General features: G+C 37.3%; 18 protein-coding genes and 1 pseudogene. 11 read left to right on the forward strand and 8 right to left on the reverse strand.

Going from position 1 to position 20508, the window contains the following annotated elements; all coding sequences use genetic code 11:
• The first annotated feature begins 26 nt into the window (after window positions 1-26).
• Complete coding sequence (locus ACIFOT_RS00825; RefSeq protein ID WP_430060715.1) at window positions 27-698, forward strand: NAD(P)H-dependent oxidoreductase; 672 nt, start codon at window positions 27-29, stop codon at window positions 696-698.
• 243 nt (window positions 699-941) lie between these two features.
• A complete protein-coding gene (locus tag ACIFOT_RS00830) occupies window positions 942-1580 on the forward strand; it encodes an FMN-dependent NADH-azoreductase (protein ID WP_430060717.1) in 639 nt (212 codons plus the stop codon).
• A 114-nt stretch (window positions 1581-1694) separates the two neighbouring features.
• Here ACIFOT_RS00830 and ACIFOT_RS00835 read toward each other — a convergent pair whose 3' ends face one another.
• A complete protein-coding gene (locus tag ACIFOT_RS00835; protein WP_430060720.1) occupies window positions 1695-2396 on the reverse strand; it encodes a Crp/Fnr family transcriptional regulator in 702 nt (233 codons plus the stop codon).
• Between the two features lie 60 nt (window positions 2397-2456).
• A complete protein-coding gene (locus ACIFOT_RS00840; protein ID WP_430060723.1) occupies window positions 2457-3983 on the reverse strand; it encodes a redoxin domain-containing protein in 1527 nt (508 codons plus the stop codon).
• A 282-nt stretch (window positions 3984-4265) separates the two neighbouring features.
• Between ACIFOT_RS00840 and ACIFOT_RS00845 the strand changes: the two genes are divergently transcribed.
• Together ACIFOT_RS00845 and ACIFOT_RS00850 are read left to right on the forward strand one after the other, a co-directional pair.
• On the forward strand, window positions 4266-4928 hold the full coding sequence (locus ACIFOT_RS00845; RefSeq protein WP_430060726.1) for an NAD(P)H-dependent oxidoreductase: 663 nt from the start codon (window positions 4266-4268) through the stop codon (window positions 4926-4928).
• An 83-nt stretch (window positions 4929-5011) separates the two neighbouring features.
• Window positions 5012-5164 (forward strand): annotated as a pseudogene (locus ACIFOT_RS00850) (IS66 family transposase); the annotation flags it as partial.
• Between the two features lie 651 nt (window positions 5165-5815).
• Here the strand turns inward: ACIFOT_RS00850 and ACIFOT_RS00855 are convergent.
• Together ACIFOT_RS00855 and ACIFOT_RS00860 are read right to left on the reverse strand one after the other, a co-directional pair.
• On the reverse strand, window positions 5816-6415 hold the full coding sequence (locus tag ACIFOT_RS00855) for a nitroreductase family protein (RefSeq protein WP_430060819.1): 600 nt from the start codon (window positions 6413-6415) through the stop codon (window positions 5816-5818).
• Window positions 6416-6746: 331 nt separating this feature from the next.
• A complete protein-coding gene (locus ACIFOT_RS00860; protein ID WP_430060729.1) occupies window positions 6747-7013 on the reverse strand; it encodes a hypothetical protein in 267 nt (88 codons plus the stop codon).
• A gap of 164 nt (window positions 7014-7177) precedes the next feature.
• Between ACIFOT_RS00860 and ACIFOT_RS00865 the strand changes: the two genes are divergently transcribed.
• Genes ACIFOT_RS00865 through ACIFOT_RS00880 form a run of 4 tightly spaced genes read left to right on the forward strand, consistent with a single transcriptional unit; the run spans window position 7178 to window position 11233 of the window.
• Window positions 7178-8659 carry a spore germination protein gene (locus ACIFOT_RS00865; protein WP_430060732.1) on the forward strand — a complete coding sequence of 494 codons (1482 nt, stop codon included), beginning with the start codon at window positions 7178-7180 and terminating at the stop codon, window positions 8657-8659.
• Window positions 8660-8679: 20 nt separating this feature from the next.
• Window positions 8680-9768 carry a Ger(x)C family spore germination protein gene (locus ACIFOT_RS00870; protein ID WP_430060735.1) on the forward strand — a complete coding sequence of 363 codons (1089 nt, stop codon included), beginning with the start codon at window positions 8680-8682 and terminating at the stop codon, window positions 9766-9768.
• Between the two features lie 39 nt (window positions 9769-9807).
• On the forward strand, window positions 9808-10905 hold the full coding sequence (locus ACIFOT_RS00875) for a GerAB/ArcD/ProY family transporter (protein ID WP_430060738.1): 1098 nt from the start codon (window positions 9808-9810) through the stop codon (window positions 10903-10905).
• A 52-nt stretch (window positions 10906-10957) separates the two neighbouring features.
• Window positions 10958-11233: a hypothetical protein gene (locus ACIFOT_RS00880; RefSeq protein WP_430060741.1), complete on the forward strand. Its 276-nt coding sequence runs from the start codon at window positions 10958-10960 to the stop codon at window positions 11231-11233.
• A 349-nt stretch (window positions 11234-11582) separates the two neighbouring features.
• Here the strand turns inward: ACIFOT_RS00880 and ACIFOT_RS00885 are convergent, their stop codons facing one another.
• Together ACIFOT_RS00885 and ACIFOT_RS00890 are read right to left on the reverse strand one after the other, a co-directional pair.
• Window positions 11583-12542, reverse strand: a complete 960-nt coding sequence (locus ACIFOT_RS00885) for a DUF3231 family protein (RefSeq protein ID WP_430060743.1) — start codon at window positions 12540-12542, stop codon at window positions 11583-11585.
• Between the two features lie 194 nt (window positions 12543-12736).
• The gene (locus tag ACIFOT_RS00890; protein ID WP_430060745.1) at window positions 12737-13126 is read right to left on the reverse strand and encodes an ABC transporter ATP-binding protein; all 390 of its coding nucleotides are present in this window, start codon (window positions 13124-13126) and stop codon (window positions 12737-12739) included.
• Between the two features lie 219 nt (window positions 13127-13345).
• Between ACIFOT_RS00890 and ACIFOT_RS00895 the strand changes: the two genes are divergently transcribed.
• The gene (locus ACIFOT_RS00895; RefSeq protein ID WP_430060747.1) at window positions 13346-15253 is read left to right on the forward strand and encodes a 3'-5' exonuclease; all 1908 of its coding nucleotides are present in this window, start codon (window positions 13346-13348) and stop codon (window positions 15251-15253) included.
• Between the two features lie 274 nt (window positions 15254-15527).
• Here the strand turns inward: ACIFOT_RS00895 and ACIFOT_RS00900 are convergent, their stop codons facing one another.
• Window positions 15528-17849: a TOTE conflict system archaeo-eukaryotic primase domain-containing protein gene (locus tag ACIFOT_RS00900; protein ID WP_430060749.1), complete on the reverse strand. Its 2322-nt coding sequence runs from the start codon at window positions 17847-17849 to the stop codon at window positions 15528-15530.
• Window positions 17850-17934: 85 nt separating this feature from the next.
• Between ACIFOT_RS00900 and ACIFOT_RS00905 the strand changes: the two genes are divergently transcribed.
• Together ACIFOT_RS00905 and ACIFOT_RS00910 are read left to right on the forward strand one after the other, a co-directional pair.
• Window positions 17935-18489, forward strand: coding sequence for a DUF6155 family protein (locus ACIFOT_RS00905; protein ID WP_430060751.1), 555 nt, complete (start codon window positions 17935-17937; stop codon window positions 18487-18489).
• Window positions 18490-18691: 202 nt separating this feature from the next.
• A complete protein-coding gene (locus ACIFOT_RS00910; RefSeq protein ID WP_430060754.1) occupies window positions 18692-19129 on the forward strand; it encodes a hypothetical protein in 438 nt (145 codons plus the stop codon).
• A gap of 777 nt (window positions 19130-19906) precedes the next feature.
• Here the strand turns inward: ACIFOT_RS00910 and ACIFOT_RS00915 are convergent.
• Window positions 19907-20293 (reverse strand): hypothetical protein, encoded by a 387-nt coding sequence (locus tag ACIFOT_RS00915; RefSeq protein WP_430060757.1) that lies wholly within the window; start codon window positions 20291-20293, stop codon window positions 19907-19909.
• Between the last annotated feature and the right edge of the window lie 215 nt (window positions 20294-20508).

Below are 20508 nucleotides of genomic sequence, written 5' to 3' on the forward strand. Positions count from 1 at the left end.
TAAAATAGAAGGAAGGTTGATTCCACATGATAGCAACGGAGAGTAAAAAACAAGAAATTTTAAAAGCTTACCAGTTCAGACGTGCTTATAAGGCATTTGATACCAACAAAAAGATTTCGGATGAAGATTTTCTCTTTATTTTGGAGACAGGAAGATTGTCTCCAAGTTCATTTGGCTTCGAGCCGTGGAAGTTTGTTGTAATCCAGAATGCAGCACTTCGCGAAAAATTAAAACCTGTATCTGGCGGTGCCCAGGGACAACTGTCCACTGCAAGCCATTTTGTAGTTATATTGGCCAGAAGAGAAAAAGACTTACGGCTTGGCTCGGTTCACGTGAACAAAATGTTTAAAGACATTCATCATATGCCTGAAGAAGTTGTACAAGATTGGTCCGATTTCTACAAATCCTTCGTCGAAACAGAACTCGAAGATAATGACCGTCTCATTTTTGAATGGTCAATCAGACAAACCTATATAGCATTGGGAAACATGATGACAGCCGCAGCTCAAATCGGTATTGATTCCTGTCCGATCGAAGGTTTTAATAAAAACCAGGTGACCGCTATTTTACAAAATGAGGGTATCATTAACGGCGACGATTTCGGTGTAGCCTGTATGGTCGCTTTCGGATATCGTCAAGAGGATCCCAAACGTCCACAAACAAGACAACATCTTCATGAGATTGTTGAGTGGCGATAAACTTAAGAAGATATTTCTCAGCATCAGGGGACATGTTTCGCTAACAGGTATTCGAGTTTAAGAATGGGGTTGCTGCGGGTGCGGCAACTCCTTTTTTATGGTGCTACCGGGTAGGATTCTTTGGGGGACTGTGAAAAAGAAGCTGCTTTAAGATTGGCTGCAAATTATAACAACGATAAAAGAAAAAAATGTAATTTATTTGGGGTTTTATCAATTAAAGAAAAAGGGAGCGTTTGATTTAACATGGCACAAGTTCTATATATTACCGCTAATCCAAAATCAATTGAAAGCTCAGTTAGTCATCGAGTAGGACAAGCTTTTCTTAAAGCTTATTTCGAAACTCATGCAAATTATGAGATTCAGGAAATAAATTTATATGAAGAGCAATTTCCAATCGTGGATCGCGATATCCTTAACAGTTGGGAGAAAATGCGTCGAGGGGGAATGCCATTTTCAGAGTTGAGTCAAGTCGAACAACAAAAAATCAATGCTTTAAATCAATTTATAGATCGAGTAGCGAGCGCTGATAAATACGTATTTGTATCTCCTATGTGGAACTGGAGTATTCCACCACGATTAAAAGAATTTATCGATTCCATTGTGGTGGTCGGAAAAACATTTCATTACACCGAAAATGGTCCTGTCGGACATTTAATAGGTAAAAAAGCCATTCATATTCAAGTTAGCGGCGGTATTTACTCACAAGGACCTTCAACGAAAATGGATCATAGTCACCCGTATTTAAAACAAGTGCTTAACAACATAGGTATACATAATGTAGATGTATTATATGTGGAAGGACATGATTTTGACCGAGAGCGAGCAGATGAAATTATTCGCAAGGGTATATCGGATGCAGAAAAGCATGCGATGACTTTTTAATCACGATGTCGATTTTCATTTCCGGTTACAGACATGGGAACTAAATGGCCATTTACGACATATGTCCTTAAAGTAAAAGCAAAGACCACCGGAAAATCCGGTGGTCTTTGCTTATCAATGTGTAGAGTTTAGAGGAATATTTTCTTCAAGTATTGTAATAGCAAGTTGAACAGACAAGCGTGATGTCTTAACGACGCCCTCCTTGGCAAGCTCGCTCATCACGCTACTGACCGCTTCGCGGCTAGCACCGATCATATTGGCAATCTCTTGATGGGAAAGCGGCAAATCGATCAACGCATATCCGTCTTGAATGACGCCAAATTTGGCGCCCAGTGTGGAAAGGAGATGGAGCAAGCGTTTTCTAAGACCATGAAGCGCAAGCTGTTCCAATTGATCCTCCCGCTCCTTTAACCGGTCACTGAGTGCTTTAAGAAATTTGAGCGCGAGCTGAGGGCGATTGATCATCAGCCGTTCGAACTTAGGCTCGGACATGGTGCAAAGAAGCGTGGATTCCATCGTTTCAATAAAAACCCTCTTGGTTCCGAACGAGAATGAATTTAACTCTCCGAATATATTTCCTCTTGTGAGAATGCCAAGCGTGAACTGTTTTCCTGTGTCGTTCAGTTTATAGAGTCTAAGCTTGCCCTCCTTGACGAAATAGAGTCCCTGGCGCGCGGACTCAGGGGTTTGGACCAATGTGTTTTTTGTGATCCGATCAAAATGATGGATGGTATCTAGCTGATCGATCTCTCTAATTTCTTCTCGCGACATTGCTTCAAAAATACTTATTTGCGATAAATACCAAAGCTTGTCCATCGGATATATCGGTCCTCCAAAATCATGTTGGTAAAGTCATTGGCGTCCTTCTCAATAACATTATTGCAACGACCGGACTTTTTTTAAGGCTTCGGACGGTTCCATCCGCGTTCTATGGCTTAATTCTGAAGCACCGGCTATGACGGTTCCTTTTTTATCGATAATATATGTGGCTGTGACAGGAAGCTCAAATGTATGGTCACCGTTATATTGATGTAGCTCAATACCTGATCTTTTCTGAATGGCTTGCATAAAGTCAGGCAGCTTGTATTTAAGATTGTAGTTTTCCGCCGTTTTGTTGTTCGCATCACTAAGGACGAAAAAGCTCAGTTCATGTTTTTCTTTCATGGAAAGCGAATGATCCGATGTTTGCGGGCTAATGGCAATCAATTGAGCACCGGCAGCTTTAATCTCATTCATGATGCGCTCATAGGCCCTCAATTGCAAATTGCAGTACGGACACCATTCACCCCGATAGAACACGATAATGACGGGGCCCTTGGCTAGTTCTTCAGATAATGTGACGGGTTTGCCCGTAGCATCTTCCAGGGTAAAATCGGGAGCCTTATCTCCGATATTCAGTCCTTTGCCTGCACCTTGATCTCGAAGGTCCTTTATCAATCTGGCAAATGTCGCCGCGGCATCTGGCGACATATTACGGTTTTGAGCCTGGAGTGCATCAAATTCATCTTTTAAGCTTCTTTCCCATTTAAAAACACTGTCCTGGACCATAAGCGAAATCGATTTTTTAATTGGCGGAAATTCAAATCCTAAAGATGCTGCTCTGGCATTCAATATCTTCCAAGTATAAGGATCCATGGCGTAGGGGGATAAAGTTTGTTCTTCATGTCGGCCTACATGAAACAGCGGGGTCGTATTCAAGCAGTCCCCTATCGCATAACAGAGTTCTTGGATGCTTAAGTAACCGCTATTCGCCGCATTGATTGGTCCGACAAAATCGGATTTGGCTCCGATAAAATGAAGAAATTCGGCCGCATCCCACGCTGTCACATAAGTAATAGGATGCTCGGCTTCCAACACACCGATAGATTTATGTTCAGCAACATGCCTCACATAGTAATCAAAACGACCTGTATAATCGTCGGTTCCCGATACGACCATGGCTACGCGAACCGCAACGACGGGAAATGCTGCATTCCGGAAGAAGTAGGCTTCGGCTTGGCGTTTTCCTTCGGCATAGTCATATTTCTGAGCGTCTAAATCATAGCTGTATTGTTCCGGCATTAAATCGTCTTCGGTGATTTCGGTATCTTTACTGTTATAAACCGCCATACTTGAGGTTAATACATACCGCTTAACGCGGTTTCCAAACGCGTCCAGAGCAATCTTGGCATCCTGAGGATTAAAGCAAATTTGATCGTAGACGACATCATAATAACAATTGCTGAACGCTTTCATCATGGCATCCTGATTCGTCCGGTCCACCTTTATTCGGGTCACGGCGTCGCCAAAATCATCCGGTGTCTGACCTCTTGTTGCAATGGTCACATCGTGGCCATCTCCGAGTAATATATGGACTAACCGGCGACCGAAAAACGCTGTTCCTCCTAAAACGAGTATCTTCACCTATATTCTCCTTTCACATTTTTATTCTTATTTAATTAATTGAACGAATTTTATCCTGCCATCAAGACAAAATAAAATTGACTGATAACTCAATGGTACTTGGCGGTTTAGTTTACAGAATAACATGTCAACCGAATCGGAATCTGTAATCTACATTACATAGTTCTGCCGTTTTACATAATTTCAAAAATAAAATGGAGAACTGTAAACTACATTACAGAACTCCGAATTTTATAGAATTATAATCGAGCAATCATTCGATATTGAAGGAGAGAATATATCATGATAATGACAAAGGAAGAAATTTTGGAAGTTCATCGTTTTCGGCATGCAACCAAAGTATTTGATCCTAGCAAAACCATCTCTGAAGACGACTTTGAATTTATTTTGGAAACGGGCCGGCTCTCGCCCAGCTCGTTTAGCAGTGAGCCTTGGAGATTTGTTGTTGTTCAAAACGAACATCTTCGAAACAAAATAAAAAACGCTTCGTATGGGGCGGCCAGCAAACTGCCGGAAGCCAGTCATTTCGTCATAATTTTGGCCCGGACCCCGCTGGATACGAGATATGACTCTGCCTACCTGAAGGAGCAGCAGTTCAAAGACGTTCCGGAGGAACATCTGACAAGGCGGCTTGAATTGATTGAAGAGTTCCAAAGAAATGATTTCAAACTCCTAGATCATGAACGCTTTCTTACCGATTGGGCCATCAAGCAGACGTACATACCGTTAGCGAACATGATGACGGCTGCTGCTCAAATCGGCATTGACTCATGTCCAATCGAAGGTTTCCCCATTGAGAAAATGAATCAGCTGTTGGATGAAGAGGGGCTGCTTGAGGACGGACACTTTACCATCTCGGTCATGATTGCCTTCGGCTATCGCAAAAAAGAGCCGAGACCGAAAATACGCAGACCGTTTGATGATGTTGTAAAGTGGGTCAAATAAATATAATCTATATAATCTGGCGGCATATGTAGCGGCGTAGGGAGGGATGAATCCTTGCGCCGTTTTTTTATGCACAACGTTAGGATAATCGAAGGGAACGCTCGGTTAAGCCGTCTGTGATTGGAAGAAAAAACTTTCAGTTTAGCAACACACCGCGCGGAGCCAAGGCAAGTGCGAGCATTTACAGCATCGTGGAAACGGCGAATCCAAATGGTCTGAAACCACTGGCTTACCTTTAGCATCTGTTTGAACAGTCGCCACAGTTTGCAGATACGACAGATCCTGAAGCCTGATTAAGCTGGCTTCCTGGTCAGCATCATTGCCACTCAACTACCGTTTATTCACGAAATAACTTGAGCTAGGTACCCACTTTGCATAACGGAGGGCTTTTTGGCATACTCGGCCTCTTTATCCGTATCTATTCCTCGCGCGAGCACGCTATATTCATATTCTCATAAAACTGGCCTTACTTCCTTGTGTAGGGGATTTAACGCTTACATTGGTAGTCAGGATGAAGGGAAAATTACTTTCTATGTTGAGAGGAAAGAAAATGAAATATTACCTACTAAGCTGTATGTCCCATTAAAAGATGGCACAAATGCGTATTTTAAAGGCCATCGAAATTATGGCTGAGATGATAAATGTGCTATGAATAGACTAAATTGCATTTTAATAAAAATCAGTCAAAGTACGTGAATTTGCTTATCAGTAAAAAGATTGATACTCAGAATGCTAAGGAAACATTGCTAAAAATTGCAAATTTAATTGGGATAATTTATCATATTAGAGCATTGGCAATTATTTACGATTCCAGTTCGCAAATTGTTACGATTTCTGTTTTGTTACTTAACAAGGAGGCTGTCATTGAGACAGCCCCAAGGTTAAGTTTATTTAAAAACTTTTATACGTTCTTGTACCGGATTAAATTTCTTTTCTCCTGCTGAGGCAGTCGGTTTACCGAACGGCATTTGGGCAATCAGTTTCCAGCTTTCCGGCAACTCCCATTCTGTTTTTACCCGTTCATCGATCAATGGATTGTAATGCTGCAGGTTTACACCCAGCCCTTCAGCCTCCAGCGCCATCCAGATCACCAATTGGTGCATTCCATTTGTTTGCTGTGACCAAATCGGGAAGTGTTCTTGATAAGTTGGATATTGTTTCATAAAGCTATCAATAATTGACTGATCTTCAAAGAAAAGCACTGTACCGTATCCGTTCCGAAATCCGTTCATTTTTTCTTGAGTAGAAGAAAATTGTTCGGCAGAAACTTCTGCTTTGAGAACTTCGGTCGTAATATCCCATAACTTGTCATGTTGTTCACCCAAGAGCAGAACAACCCGGGTAGTTTGATTGTTAAACGCCGATGGTGTATGTTTAACGGTTTCCTCGATTATTTCTTGGATTCTTTGATCCGAAATTGGTGATCCTTTGCTAATTCCATAAATGGAGCGCCGTTCGCGTAGTGCAGTGAATAAATCTTTCTCCAAGGCTATCATGATATCTCTCCTTACCATATTTTTTGATTTTCAATGTTCCAATTTCCTATTTCCACGGAACACAAATTTATTATAACCATTACAAAATTAAAGTTATGTAAAGTAAATTACATACTTGAATCGATCATAGTGCGTAAGGGAAAATTAGTTCTATTAATTAGTGAACAGGAGCGATTTAAGACAATACGTCACATGTTTTTTCGTGGTCAAAGGCTGTACGATTTTCCTCAAGTGGGCATCAACCAAAAAGCGCAAGTTCTGAGGTGAATTCCCTTTTCGAACTTACGCTTTTTTTCATGACTAATGATGATGGACTGCTCATTTAAGCTGTTCCTAATAAAATAAACAACTTATGGGACAACCCCTTCTCACCATCAGGCTTATGATTCTTTATTTGCGTTTCAAGTAGGGGTACCGCCAACATAACGCGAAAACGTACACTAAGCTCCCATATCCCCAAAAAAATTCCGGATTTCCCGTACGTAATGGAATACCTTTTTGTCAATGAGTTTGCAGAAACAGTCTGCAGCGACTTGATCCCGTTACTGGATACCACAATGCTTTTCCCGTAGCCGCCGCCAGTACCCATTCAATAGCCTGACTGAACAACGACGTACAGATCATTGCTCACAGTCCTTGATCAGTCGAAATTTTTTGTGATTCCACGAATGGATAAAAGAAAAGTTTTTACAAAAAATAACATGGTGCCATAAAGAACATTTGGATACTTTAGCCAGGAAGGATTTATTCGCAATGAAAAAAGAAATTAAAAACCTCGATCAATTATTAAAATTATCTGTACAATCGAGTGACTTTAAGACAACAGTGATTTTACTTGGTAAACAAGAAGTGAGTATTTTCTATTATAGTACCTTAATCGATGCGAAGTGGATGCAGCAACATTTGATTCTTGTGATGCAAAATCGATCATTGGATTCCGAAATCAAGGAAATTGAGGATATTAAGACCTGGATTCCCATTAATGATATAGAGATTACCGACGATTTAACAAATATTCAATCTAAACTCCTGAAAGGTTATGCGATCGTTCAACTTCATGAAAACGATCAAAAGTGTGCATTGGTTAATTTAGCCGATAATCATGGATTGCGAGAAAACAATGATACGGAAAACGAGTTTAGCGTCGTCGGACCTAAAGTCGGTTTCGTTGAGGACCTGGATACAAACATCGGTTTGCTAAGAGCACAAATCAATCTCCCAAACTTGATTATAAAAGAAATTATCGTTGGAACAACTTCAAAAACAAAAGTCGCAATCATTTATATCGATGGGTTGACAAATGAACAGTATATTCAAACTGTTGAGCAAAGGCTTACTGATATTGATATCGATTTCGTGTTTGATTCGTCCTTACTGGACCAAATGATGTCAGACAATTCTTTGACGCCATTTCCATTGTTTGCATCCACGGAACGCAGGGACCGAGTGGTGTATTCACTTATTAACGGGCAAGTCGCGGTCATTAGCGACGGATCACCTTATATTGTTACGGGACCCTCTACATTGTTTGATTTTTTTATTTCCGCGGAGGATTATTATTTGCCATGGATATTAGGTTCTTTTTTTCGATTGATTCGAATCTTTGGTGTCATTTTTTCGCTGTTTAGCACGTCAATGTATGTTGCGATAACCACATTCCATTATGAAGTCATTCCAAAAGATTTGCTTAGTCCCCTTATTTTTTCCAGAATGAATGTTCCATTTCCGCCCGTCTTTGAAGTGCTTTTTTTAGAAATAACCATTGAATTTCTTCGGGAAGCAGGGGCCAGATTACCAACAAAAATTGGCCAAACCTTAGGTATTGTCGGAGGAATTGTTATCGGTCAAGCTGCGGTCGCAGCAGCTTTAACAAGTAATATTTTACTCATTCTTGTCGCGCTATCGGCTTTAGCCTCATTTACGACACCGATATTTAAGATGTCAAATACGATACGATTTTTACGCTTTCCTTTCATCATTCTGTCAGCGATATGGGGGGGAATTGGCATATTTATCGGGGTGGGTTTTCTGTTCGTCCATCTTATTCGTTTAAAATCATTTGGCGCTCCTTACGCTGTTCCGATATTCCCTTTAAGGATTATGTCTTTTAAAGACAGTTTTATACGTTCATCTTTTCAAATTCTGAATAAAAGACCCCAACATTTAAGACCAAAATCTTCAGTTAAGTATTTGCCTAAACAAGTTAAACAGAAAAATGACTTAGATGAAGAATAAATTATGGAAAGAGGGCCATTATGTATAGGAGGAAAATTTTCCCTGTTATCATTTTGTGTGCAGTTTTATCGGCTTGTGCCGATCAAAAAACTGTGAATGAGATTAGTCTTGTCCATGCAATTAGCTTTGATACCGTTGCGAATGGGCTAAAAAGCGCTGTTCTAATTTCTCACTTTAAAGAACAGGGAAAAACAGAACTAGATGTTTTATATACGGAATCCAACTCTAATATTGGCGCTGTGTCACGACTAAATACGCGGACAAATGATCCCCTTGAAAGGGGACAGCTAAGGATGGCGTTATTCGGAAAAACGAGTGCAGAAAAAGGGATTGAGACTGAAATCCATCAATTTTTCCGCAATCCTAAAATTTCATCGCGGCTTCAGCTTGGAGTCGTGGATGGGGACGCTTCGGAACTGTTGGAAATCACCACAAAAACCCAAGAACCGTTTTTTTTATCGGATATGATTGAGCAAAACATAAGAAGCGGAAATTTACCATTGATGAACCTTCATGTATCCTTGTTTAATTATTATGGTGAAGGACGAGACATGTTTTTACCGTATTTTAAAATAGATCACGGAGAAGTAGGAATCGATGGTCTGGCTTTATTTAGAAGTGATAAGATGATAACCGAAATTAGCATGAAGGACGCTTTCTTATTAAAAATGCTTATTCAGAACTCGAAGAATGGAAACTACAGGGTTCCAGTTGGAGGAAAAGCATCAAACAAACAGGGTGAAAATTTCATTTTATTGAGAAGCATGCATTCAAAGGCAAACTATATTGTGAATAAAGTTAATCCAATCCCTTCTATTTCAATTCGGTTGAACTTGGTGACGGAACTTCAGGATGTCCCGGATTGGGTGGATTTGAGATCAGAAGAGCAGCTTGCACAACTTGAAAAAACGTTGGGTTCTTATTTTAAAAAAGAAATTGAAAAATTCCTGTCACTATTGAAGGAAAATAAGGTTGATCCAGTCGGCCTGGGCGACTTAGTAAGAAGTCGGTCTAAGAAATGGAGTGACAAAGATTTTGAAGAAATTTATCAAGGAATAAAAACAACAGTAAGCGTTCAGGTTAAAATCGCCAATAATGGTAGTAGTTGAATGATGTCTGGAAGTACAGTTTAGTGAGGTGTTTCGTATATGAAAAATGCTGTTGACGAAAAACACTTAATATCTCCCTTCTTAATTGTTCCTCTTATGTATGTCAGTATGGTCGGGGTCGGAGTTCTGAATTTCCAACGAGAATTGGCCGAACATGCCGGATATAATGCTTATATTTCTGTTGTTTTAGTAGGGATTAGCATTCATTTAATCTTATGGATGATTTATAAAATTTTACGTTCTAATCAAGAAGGTCTAGATGTAACTGCAATCAACAATACATGTTTCGGGAAAATGGCAGGGAACATAATCAATTTCACAATCGTTCTTTATTTTTGTTTCGGAGCTTTTATTGAATTTAATGCCTATATTGAAGTTATTCAACTCTGGGTGTTTCCCTCAATGAAAATTTTACCCATAAGCACCATTTTGGTGTTGCTTATATACTATACCGTATCCGGCGGGTTTCGGTCCGTTACCGGGCTAAGTTTTTTGGGATTAATAATTACACTTATTTTTATTTTACCACAGAATTTGTTAGTTTTGCCTTATACACATCCGTTAAACTTGATGCCTCTTTTTAACCATTCATTAACCGACATATTACTATCTTCTAAAAGCATGATATATCAATTCATGGGATTTGAAGCTCTTCTATTCTTTTACCCATTTATTAAATCACCGGAAAAATCTCAAAAATGGGCACATTTGGCGGTATTTTTTGTTACATTAATGTATTTGGTGATAATAATCATAACGTTTATGTATTACAGTGAAGGGCAGCTGCGCAAAATCTTTTGGCCGACGCTTAATATGCTTAAGATTATTGAAAGTCCTGTGTTCATGAGAGTAGAATATCTAGCCATTTCAATGTGGTTGATTAAAATATTAGCAAACATATCTTTAAGCTTATGGGTGGCATGCCGTGGAATGAAAAGCGTTTTTCAGATCAAACCGCGTGTGAGCTTGCTTGCTTTTCTGGTCGGAATTCTGATAGTAGAGTATTTTGTGAAGGACCGTAGCATATTTCGATGGAGTTCCGAGTTTTATTCAGACGTCGGACTTTATTTTATTTATGGATATATCCCGATTATGTTCGTAGTCACGCAGGTAAGGAAAATTTGGAATAAGGGGTAGTAAAAAAGGTTAAGTAAGATTTGACTAATCATAAGTAGAAGGAGGATTTGAAATGAAATTTACGATTCGTATTTTCTTCAGGGAAAACTTTAATAATTCAATATTTGAAAGAGAATTAAAAAAATCCTTAGAGGAGATAAGTGTATCTGTTACAAGTATTCATTTTAATCAATTTGAAGAAAAATACATACATAATAAAAGGAATATTATTGAGATAAATGTTGAAGTTAAAGGGGACTTTATCGATTACAGAACCGTTTTCGGTTGTGTATTTTTAGTATTAGATGAACTTTCTTTAAATTTATCTGGATTAGATATAAATGAATAATAGGCTTCCCTAAGTGCTTGAAGAAGAGAAAAAAAGAGAAGTTTATGATGGATGATCTATATCACAATACAGACTGAAGTGTTGACCATTTTGTCAATGCTGCAAAATTCATAGCTAAAAATTATCAAAAATCAGGCTGCCAAATTTGGTGGCTTTTCTTATTGAACGGGGCAGGATAGGTAAACATTCTGTATATATTGCTATTTTTAGAAAAAAAATCCTAGACATAACATTTAAGGATGGTAGAAGTGCATAAAATCCGAACATACAGCAGATTTTTCTGATTGTTACCATCCCTAAAGTATGTCTCGAGAAGTTTCCATTTCTTGATTAGCACCTGCCACCGTTTCTATTTATGTGACCAATTAGACACAGGTGGTTCATTAAACCAATTTTTCCTAATTAATAACTTCAGCCCTTTCTCTGAGTAGTTTTCAATCATCTTGATTAGTTCCTTTAAAGAATCTATATGATCCTTTTTATAACTGGATACCACTGCATATTGTAGATTGGTTATACTTACTGGATTTAGAAACATTATTAAGTTTGCCATTAATTTATCTGAAAAAGGTGATTCCTTTACTTTATTAACGTGAGCCTCAAGTCCAGTTATAGTTGGAATTCCATTTTCTCTATAGATATCGGATAAAGAGGCTGATTGATAAAATGCTAACTTTTTCCCTTCCAGTATAAATTTCTTTGTGTCCATATCCTCTGCGACTTCAGAAAAACCGGTACAAAGAGCAACTCCAACATTGTTACATTGAAGGGCACTGAATATATTTGCCAATTCTACCGCATTAAGTGGCCGTTGCTGAGTTGATGCGACTTTGAATAGTTTCCCAGCCCTTTCATCTGCTTTTTTGTAAGAGAAGGAATTATTTTGTAATAAATCTTTATCATTAAGCAATTTTAATAAAGAAAAATCTAATTCAATTACATCATTGAGTAGTTTTTTATAAAAATTTTTTACTTTATAATCTGTTAATTCAACATATTGAGCAGCAAGCGCTCGCAATCCATTACCCGTTATATGCTTTAAGATTTCTAGAATCAATTGGTCAGAAAATAGCTTTGCTGTTGAAATATATAAATCATCTTCCCTGAAGAAGGGCGTATCTTTATAACCTTCCTCAAACAATAATTGAGTAGCCTCTTGTTCTTGATAGGTAGAGATTTCATATATTTCATTTAAGATATTCCTTAAATCAGTATCCTCAGAAGTTTCACGAAGATATTTTAAAAATAAATTGATCATGTTTGAACTTGATTGTAAGTACCAAAGGAAACCTAATTCATTTACGTTCATGGTATACCCCCGAAAGACCGAATTTTTTTTTAGTTTGTCAATAAAATTCTTGATTATTCATGAATCAGTAATTCTTCCTAAATACACATAGAGTTTCCGTTCAAATTATTTTTAAGAAAAAAAGAGACTCCAATTCCTTTATGAAAAGGGGTCTCTTTATGTCTGTATATATGTTCCGAAATTAAGTTTCCTTTTTAAAATTTACCTTTCCTCCGCAATACTCCTTTCTTCACAAGATTTACTAAAATCCCTTTATTTTTAAATTTGTTAAAAGCAATTAACTTATTCAAATCTTTCACCGTCAAAGTTGCAGGATCAGCAGCAAGCTCATACTCATTTTTTACTTTATCAATTATGGAGAGGGCAAATTCAATTTGCTTTGGTGTTAATGTATAGTCCTCTTGATCCGTTGCCTGAACCGCTGAATTCATTTTTTCTTCTACTGATTTTTCAATCGTAGCAGCATGCTCTTTTAACCTTGCCTCAACTAATGCCTCTACTTCCGCTTGACTAATGGAATTGAGCTCTGGCCGGGGAGGTTTTTGATTGGCATTAAATAATTTATCAATGATTCCCTTCAGCATTTTTTTCACATCGCTTTCATTTTTTCTTCTCTATGTATGGAAATAATTTCTATCTTTCTATTATTAAAACAATCTTTCAAAAAAACAAGACTTTCGGTTGATTTCTTGTATATTTTTGTAGAAAAATGCTGTTTATCTAGGGTAATTATAGTAATTGTTTAGGACAATGTTCCTAATTGTTGTATAATGGAGAAAAATGCAAATTTTGGAGCGGTTGTTATGGCCATTACGATTCCTGAAACGATTCGATCATCTGCCACTGCTGGAGAACGATTATTTTTTCGAACGCTAAAAAACTTTCTGCCGGATGATTATATTGTCTACTTCGAACCTGAGATTCAAGGGAGAAGGCCTGATTTTGTCATTATTGGACCAGACCTTGGTCTAGTGGTGTTAGAAGTAAAGGATTATACCAAAAATACTCTTTTCCAAATTAACCATGATGAATGGCATATTGTCACGACTTCCGGAGATCAGGCTGTTCTCAAAAGCCCAATGAAACAGGCTAGAGATAATATGTTCCATGTGATAGATGTACTGAAAAAGGATAAAAATTTGGTTCAATTAGATGGAAAATATAAATTTCAATTAAAATTTCCTTACGGGCATGGTGTTGTTTTTACCAGGATGTTCTCTAAGGACTTTATCAAGGAAGGGCTCTACTCGGTGATTGAACCCCATCTATGTTTAACGAGGGATGAGATTGATCCAGATAAAGTGGAATTTTCTGAAGAGGTCCTTATGGAGAAAATCTTGAATATGTTTGTCGTTCCTTTCCGCTTAAAAGAGCCGCTTTCGATAGAGGATATTAATGCCATTCGTTATCATTTATTCCCTGAAGTGCGGATCAGTGCTGAATATAAGCCACCTGTTCCTTACCAGGATCAGCTTTTGTTATCTCTTCATGATATCAAGACGATGGATCTTCACCAAGAGAATTTGGCCAAACAAATAGGCGATAAGAACCGTTTAATACGCGGGGTAGCAGGCAGCGGGAAAACGATTATTTTGGCGAGCCGGGCGAAAATGCTGTCAAAACAGCATCCTGATTGGAAAATTCTCATCCTTTGCTACAACATTTCCCTTGCCAATGCCATTCAGCAAATGATCAATCATATGTTGAATGAACCTGAGGATTTATTTGATTTTGATCCAAATCATAAAGCGGTTCAAAATCAGAACATTCTCGTAAGGAATTTTCATGCTTGGTTAAAGAATGATTTAAAGATAAGGGAACAGCAGCTTCCTCAATTCATTGAAAAACTCGAGAAGAAAGAAGCCATTCTGCCAACCTATGATGCTGTTTTGATTGATGAAGGTCAGGATTTTGAGGCGGATTGGCTGCATCTAGTAAGTTTACTCATAAATGGTGATACGAAGTCGCTTTTATTAGTGGAAGACAGGGCTCAAACCATTTATCGCAGGAAACGTTCTTATTTGCAGGATACCGGTTTAAGCTTTCAAGGAAGATCCAAGGTGCTGTCGATCAATTACCGAAATACGCAGCAAATCGTCAAGTTTGCCTGGGATTTCTATCGCAAGCATTCCCTGTTTAAAAATAAAGTAGTAAACCGCGAGCTAGAAGGGGACATTATTGCCCCGCAGAGTACCAAGCGAAAAGGTCCGGAACCGGGCATGGTGAAGGCAGCCAATTTTTTTGACGAAATGAGACTTGTCTCAAGGCAAATCAAAAAGCTGCATGAAGAAAGAAAGGTTCCTCTAGATGAAATGTTAATCCTTTACCGGGTCAAGCGGACACATAAATACCCGATTATCGATATTATTAAGAAGGCATTAACTGAAGCAGGGCTGCCATACTTTTGGATTACGGAGAATGATGTTTCGAAGAGAACATTCGCAAAAGAGGATGGAAAAGTCAAAATCAGTACCATTGATAGCAGCAAGGGCTTGGATTTCAGAGCGGTATTTATTGTAAATGTTGATTCCATGCCGTTTCCTTTGGAAGAGGATAAAGAGCGGGAAGTTTCACTTTTATACATAGGGATGACTAGGGCGAAGGAATTCCTTTGCTTGTCCTATTCAGGGGTATCGGAGTTTACGGAGTATCTTGATCAAATATTGCTTGAGAGAAATAAGAAGAAGACGGGGATTGAAAAAGTAAATTAACTTTTAAATCAAAAACCCCCAAAAAACAAAACATACGTTTCTGTTTTAAGCTGTGAATGAATTACTTAATTGGCAATAGAATAGAATGACTCCAGGGTGGTCGGCACCACTCCTAAGAAAAAAGGGGGTGGTGCTATATGACAGTGTATGAAACATTTATGTTTGCGATTGGTTTTGCAAGTAATCGTAACTATACTGTCCTTTTAATCAAAAAAATAATCCACCCTATAATTATCTTTTATTAACATTCCTATTATGCGTTTCAGTCAATTCTCTAAAACAATTGCATTTGCTCGGAGGCATCACTTTTCTCGTTTACTGAAACATATCCCATTGATTTATAACCGTTTAGCCGCTTATCAAACATGGATTTTAAGACGGGGACATGTATATCAACGTAATCATATACTTTAACCTCTTGTTTATTGGCATGTAGTCGATGCAAGCGCCCTACATATTGCTGAAGTGTCCCTTTCCATGAAATAGGCATCGCTAAAAACAATGTATCTAGTCTCGGATCATCAAATCCTTCGCCAATGTATTTTCCGGTTGCTATTATTAGCCGTTCCTCGTTATCCGGAATTTTTGCAAGACGATCCAATTCATTTCTTTGTTCTTTTTTCATCATTTTTCCGGATAGGACAATAATATTTTTAGCAAAACCTTTAAACTTTTTAACGAGATTTTCCAAATGTTCAATTCTCTCTGTCAAAATAATGGGAGAACGTTGATTATCCAGCTCTTTCAATACATCATCAAACAACAATTGAATTCGAGATTCATCACTGGAGATTACCTGGTAAATTTCTTTAATATCAGTTGAACTGGACCTGAAATTTGTATACCTCGGGATTAATTTATGATTATATGGCCGAATTTTTGCTTGTATTTTGGCATCCGTTTTATATCGAATTGGACCGCACTGCATCAAAATAATAGGATGAAGCCCATCCTTTCGTATGGGTGTTGCAGTAAGTCCATAAACAAATTTTGTACGAACTTGTTTCAAAACCTTTTCAAAACTAAATGCAGAGATATGATGACATTCGTCCACTATAATCATACCGTATTGAGTAATAAAGGATTTCAATTCTCCTTTAAAATTGAGGCTTTGTATCGTCGCAACATCTATTTTTCCTGTTATTTTCCTCTTACCTCCGCCAATAAGACCGATTTCTTGTATCGATACTTGGAGAAAGGCAGATAAACTTTCACTCCATTGCTGAATGAGCTGAGTCCGGTTAACAATAATTAAAGTATTTGTTTTTCTTTTTGCAATAAGTGCCGCAGCTGTAACAGTTTTTCCAAAACCTGTGGCTGCTGCAAGTGTACCGTTATTATGCTTTAATAACTCAATGAGAGCTTCATCCTGTTGAGAGGTTAATTGGCCGCCAAAGTTTACTTGAATGTTTTCTCCAGCATAAGACTCATCAACTATTTCCATTTCAATCGAATGTTCTGTAAAAAGCTTTTGTACCTCTTCAAAACATCCCCTCGGAAGGATAAGATATTCAGAATCTTCGTCAAAACAGCTAATGGATCTTTGCATACCATTTGTAGACATTCTCCTAGACTGTGCTTTGTAGAATTCGGGGTTTTTTATTGTCGCTAGTGTCATCATCTTCGAAATAATAAAAGAAGGAATACCTTGCTTTTTTATAAAAATTCCATTTTTAATAGTCACGTTCACTTTATCTGGAACTGGCATGTTCTTAATCTCTTCTTTTACTTGCACGTACATCAGTTTATCAATAACAGACAAAATTTTTGGTTTGTCTATTTTTTCAATCGAAGAAAGAAAAAGCCACTGATCTGGATAAGGAACAAAATTTTCATCCACAAATACACTATTCCCTTTATTTTTTGAATGGAGCTGAAGTGGTAATGCGATTAGGTTGCCGAAACCTCCTCGAGGAAGCGTATCCTGGTTCGGGAACATTCGATCAAACGAGTCTACCCCAATTTGATGCCTTTTTTCTAATGTTTTCGTTAGAAGATGGACCCCAAGATTCCTCGCTAAAACTGCAGGAATTTTCTCAGAAAAGAAGATCCAGATATGTGCACCATTACCAGATCTTGATCTTTCTACATAGGCTGGTATTTTTGCATTTTTACATTCACTTACAAATGCCAAAACGTCCTGTTTCCAGTTCTGCTTGTCAAAATCGAGCGCTAGAAAAAAACAGGTTTCATCATGAAGTAAAGGGAATAGCCCTACTGTTTTTTCTCCACTTAGATGATTATAAAGAACTTGATCAGTGAGTGGTATCAGCTTTCGATGTTGACAAGCGGAACATTTAAGCTGTGGTTTTTGACAAATCGGTTTTTGCCATTCGAAGTCGCATGCTGGGGTATAGCCACTTCGCCCATCCTTGGACTCCCACCGATTAGCAAAGACATCTGTTCTCCCTTTGAATAGACTTTTAAACAACTGAATCTTTTCTTCTGGTAATGACCTATGACTAATCATTTTTTGTTTTTCGGAGATGTCCTCCTTTTTATCCTTCTGATGCATCATATTAGATAACAGTTGTTTTAAATAATTATTTTCTTTTCTCAAATACTCCAATTCTTTCAAAAGATGTTGATATTCCACGATAACTCCTTCTAAATTATTTGTATAATATTATTGTACCTTATTTTCTATGATATATTCAAAGAGTGGAATAATATGGAGGATTATGATGAAAATTAAAGTAACTGAATTAAAAAAACGGTTAAATGAGTATGAGCATAAAGAATTAATCGAATTAGTTGTTGAAATATTCAAAGCAAATAAAGAGGTCCAAAACTACTTATCCAGCAAATTTCTAGGGGACGAAGTCATTGAAGAAATTTATAAGGTGGCCCGTAAAAAAATTAAGGATGAGTTTTTTCCGGAGAGAGGATTTGGAAAGCTCCGGTTAGCAGATGCAAAAAAAGAAATAACTGCTTTTAAGAAAGCCACAAAGGATGATAAAAGAACGGTTGACCTCATGCTTTTCTATGTAGAACAGGGGGTTGATTTTACCTGCTCATATGGTGACATTAATGAAAATTTTTACTCCAGCATGGTTAAAATGTTTGATCAAGTAGCCATGGAATGTGACCGGGATGAAGAACTATACCAAGAATTTTCGACTAGATTACGAAACGTAATATCCAACACAGAGGGAATTGGCTGGGGGTTCCATGAAGCGTTGGTAGATTGCTATTATTACATTGAATGGGTCCATGAGGAAGACGAGGATGAATAGGATATGTTCTGTATATGCTTTTTCAGCTTAGGGGTTTAAATATTGATGAAAGATAAAAAATCAAAAGAGGAAAGGCAAAGAGATAGAATAATCGTAGAGCTATGCCACCAATAGGTGACAAAGGAAGCACTTGAACCCCTAATATTTATTGAATAAACAAGACAAAGAAAAATATCAAAATTGATTAAAAGAGTGGGAGTAGATGGCAAAAAATAAAAATAAAAACAATACACCAAGACGAAAGCGGTATAATCGGAATGCCAGGCTTCAAAATGCAATGAAATGGATGGAGCAATACACCGGAAAAAATATTGCAAAAGGCTATAGTAATTGGTTTGGGGTAGACTTATTTTGTGCGATCAAGGAACTAGAGCTGCTTGGTTATAAATTTAAAGAGTCGTATAAAAAACAATTACAACAATCATTAATAGCCAGACAGAAACAAAAAGAAAGAAGAAAAAAAGAAAAAGAATTGGACTATGAATACTATGACGGTACCTATTATTACGTTGAAGGTTTTACATTAAATGGTATACCAGATGGAATAATGGATGTAGAAGAAAATGAGGATGATGAATATAGAGAAATAATATTCAAAAACCTACGTTCTATTATTGATGACGAGGATTTACCGTTTTGATAATTCAACTAATAAGACGGATATAGGAGAATACAAAAAAGTAAAGAAAAATCCGGTAGAAATGATCTTGCACTAGGGGAAATGGAAAAAAGTATAAATTTTGTTGCTTCGGAGGTAATTGGAATTGCGGGGGAGCATGTCCCTAATTAAATATGTGCTAGGAGCAATACATTATCAGGTTGTTCCTAGCACTTTTTTGTGAATATCATATAGCCTATAGGAGTAAATCCTTTAACAGATAATTTTCTAATGAAATTTCTTGATACGAAGGTTCAACTCGATATGCATATTTTTCAGGGTAAGTAATGTATTCTTTACCACTAATAATGTCTTTAGGTTCTAAAAATAGATGAATGGGTTCATTAGAATAGATATCAATCTCTTCATACTTATTTCCGTAGGCTCCCCCGAAAACATAACAAGAATCTTTATTAATTAGGTTCTCATTATTGATAAAGTTGGCCAAAGCAAAATGTTTCTTTAGGTCATCATTTGGCCCTCAATAACAAATATTTGTTGGTTTTATGATAAACCTGGATATTCCAGCTATATATACTTCATCATCTTCTTCAAACTTTATATCAAAAGGAAGTTTTTCCTCAGATAAAAATGTTTTTAAATTAAAATCTACTCCTCAAATCTCAATCGCAAGAATGTTTTTAATGCTTAAAATGCGTACAAAACGTGACTCACCGAAACCCATTTCCTCTTCAAATTTATCAAAGGTTAGTTTAAATTGTAATTGCAATTAAGGCAACCTCCTAAGTACAACTTGTTTTAGGGTATATATTCGTGACAAGCTGTGCCATCTGATATGAAACTTTCTTGTAAATCAGGATAAGGAGGATTTGATTTTGATATTAATTCAAACCCAAAACCTTCTAATTCATTTGATGAAGCTTTCCAAATTGATTTAAAATATCGATTTCTTGTACTTCCAACTACAACTAATAATCCTCCAGGTTTTAATACTCTTGCTGCATCTGATCTTAATGGATAGTATAAATAAGGACTAATCATTGTTACAACATCAATTGTACCTTTTTGATATTTAAGATCATGCACATCTCCATAAACAGCCTTCTCAAGTCTGATATCTATATCTATGTTTTCTGCACAAGGATAACAGACTTTTCCACAACCTACATTTATTATTTTTTGCATATTTCTCTTTCTCCCATATTATCTAATATGTTAATTTTACCAAATATTGGTTCAATAGAGAAAACCATTTTTAGCAATTCTTGGGAATATCATATTTAGAATGCAATAAACAATGAGAAGTGAGAGAAATGTCCTTCATAATGTAGATGTATGAAAAACTGGCAGAAATCAACAACCAACCTTTCAAATGGTCATCCAACCCCCGTGTTGATATT

This window comes from Neobacillus sp. NRS-1170 (assembly GCF_050468025.1).